We start from the raw sequence: 2076 nt of genomic DNA on the forward strand, positions 1-2076 counted from the left end.
ACCGGGGCCGCCGGGCGCGGCGGGGCGGCGGGATCGTGCCGGTGACCGCGGTCGTCGTCGCCGTGGCCGGGACGGGGCTGTTCGCCGCGCTGGCCGGTGCGGGCTACGCGGCGTACGGCGGCAAGCAGACCGACCGCGACATGGCGGGCCAGTCGCTGGCCGCCGACATGCTGATCTCGGCGGAGCTGGGCACGCACGACGGCATCCAGGTGCCCGGCGCCGGGGGGACGAACCCGGACGTTCCGCTGCCGGCCACCCCCACCGCCGCCGACCCGGCGGCCACCCAGGGCGCCTCCGCCACGCCGACCGCTCCGGCCTCCCCGACGGCTTCGGCCGCCGCCTCCCCGACGGCCGTCCCCACTCCCACGGCCTCCGCCGTCAAGGCGACCCCGACCGCCGCCGGTGCCTCCACCGCCGGCCAGGGCACCGCCAAGCGGGGCATCCCGGGGATGCCGGGGGGCGGCAGCTTCCCGGGGAGCGGGGGCATGCCTGGGGGAGGGGGCGTGCCGGCCGGCGGAGGCGCGGCCCCGTCGTACGCCCAGCAGGTCGTCGACCTGGTCAACGTCGAGCGCGGCAAGGCCGGCTGCGGGCCGGTCAGCGCCGAGCCCCGGCTGACGAGTGCGGCCCAGTCGCACAGCGACGACATGGCCGACCGCAACTACTTCGACCACGCCAGCCCCGAGGGCAAGCACGCCGACTACCGGATCGAGGCCGCCGGGTACAGCTGGAGCACCTGGGGCGAGAACATCGCCCGCGGTCAGAAGGACCCGGCCGCCGTGATGGACTCCTGGATGAACAGCCCCGGCCACCGGGCCAACATCCTGAACTGCGCGTTCAAGCAGCTCGGCGTGGGCGTGCGGACCGGCAACAACGGCCCGTGGTGGACCCAGGTGTTCGCCTCCCCGGCGTGAACCGGCCCTGAACCGACCCTGGTCCGGCCCTGGTCCGGCCCCCGTTCGGCCCCGCTCCGACCGTGGTCCACGCCTGATCGTCCCGGCTTCCGCTCCTGCCCAGGCCCGGTCTGACCCTCAGACCGGGCCCGCCGATCCGGGCCGATTTTCCGATTCCGTGCACATTGTTGTTATCTGATCACTCCCCACGGGTCTCCGAGGAGGCAGCGGCGGACGGATACACGGCAACACGGAGTGCGGACCATGAACGCTGAGGTGCAGAACAGGACCGGGACCACCCTGGTGCTCGCGGCGCAGGCAGGTGACCGGCAGGCCCGGGAGGCGCTGGTCGCCGCCTGGCTGCCGCTCGTCTACAACGTGGCCGGCCGTGCCCTCGGCGGCCACGCCGACGTGGACGACGTCGCGCAGGAGACCATGATCCGGGCCCTGGACGGCCTGGACGGGCTCCGCGACCCGGAGTCCTTCCGGTCCTGGCTGGTCGCCATCACCATGAACCAGGTGCGCCGTCGGCACGCCGCCGGTCAGCAGCAGCCGACCGTCGGCGGCCTGGACGAGACCTGGGAGGTCGCCGACCCCCGGGCCGACTTCACCGACCTCACCATCCTGCGCCTCGGCCTGTCCGGCCAGCGCCGCGAGGTGGCCGAGGCCACCCGCTGGCTGGACCCCGACGACCGCGAGCTGCTCGCCCTCTGGTGGCTGGAGGCCGCCGGCGATCTGACCCGCGCCGAACTCGCCGAGGCCCTCGACCTGAGCCCGCAGCACACCGCCGTGCGCGTGCAGCGGATGAAGAAGCAGCTCGAAGCGGGCCGCATCGTCGTCCGCGCGCTCTGCGCCTACCCCCGCTGCCCCGGACTGACCGAGCTCACCGCGGGCTTCGACGGCACCCCGAACTCGGTCTGGCGCAAGCGCATCGCCCGTCACATCCGGGACTGCGCGGACTGCGGCGGCCTCGGCCGGGACCTGTTCCCGGCCGAAGGACTGCTGGCCGGCCTCGCCCTGGTGCCGATCCCGCTCGGCTCGCCCGTGCTGCTGCACTTCCAGCACACGGCGGCCGCCGTCGCCTCCTCGGCCGCCACCGGAGCGGGCTCGGGCGCGGGAGCCGGGGCCTCTACCGGTACCGGCGCGCACGCGGCGGCGGGAGGGCACGGCGGCTGGGCCGGCACCG

General features: G+C 75.3%; 2 protein-coding genes. Both read left to right on the plus strand.

What is annotated here, in order from left to right; genetic code table 11:
* On the plus strand, positions 1-911 hold a 911-nt coding region (locus AE652_RS40230), incomplete at its 5' end, for a CAP domain-containing protein (protein WP_053112571.1).
* 243 nt (positions 912-1154) lie between these two features.
* Positions 1155-2076, plus strand: a 922-nt coding sequence (locus tag AE652_RS40235) for an RNA polymerase sigma factor (protein WP_159028712.1), incomplete at its 3' end; no start/stop codon positions are given.

This window comes from Kitasatospora sp. MY 5-36 (assembly GCF_001182915.1).
Taxonomy (GTDB): Bacteria; Actinomycetota; Actinomycetes; order Streptomycetales; family Streptomycetaceae; genus Kitasatospora.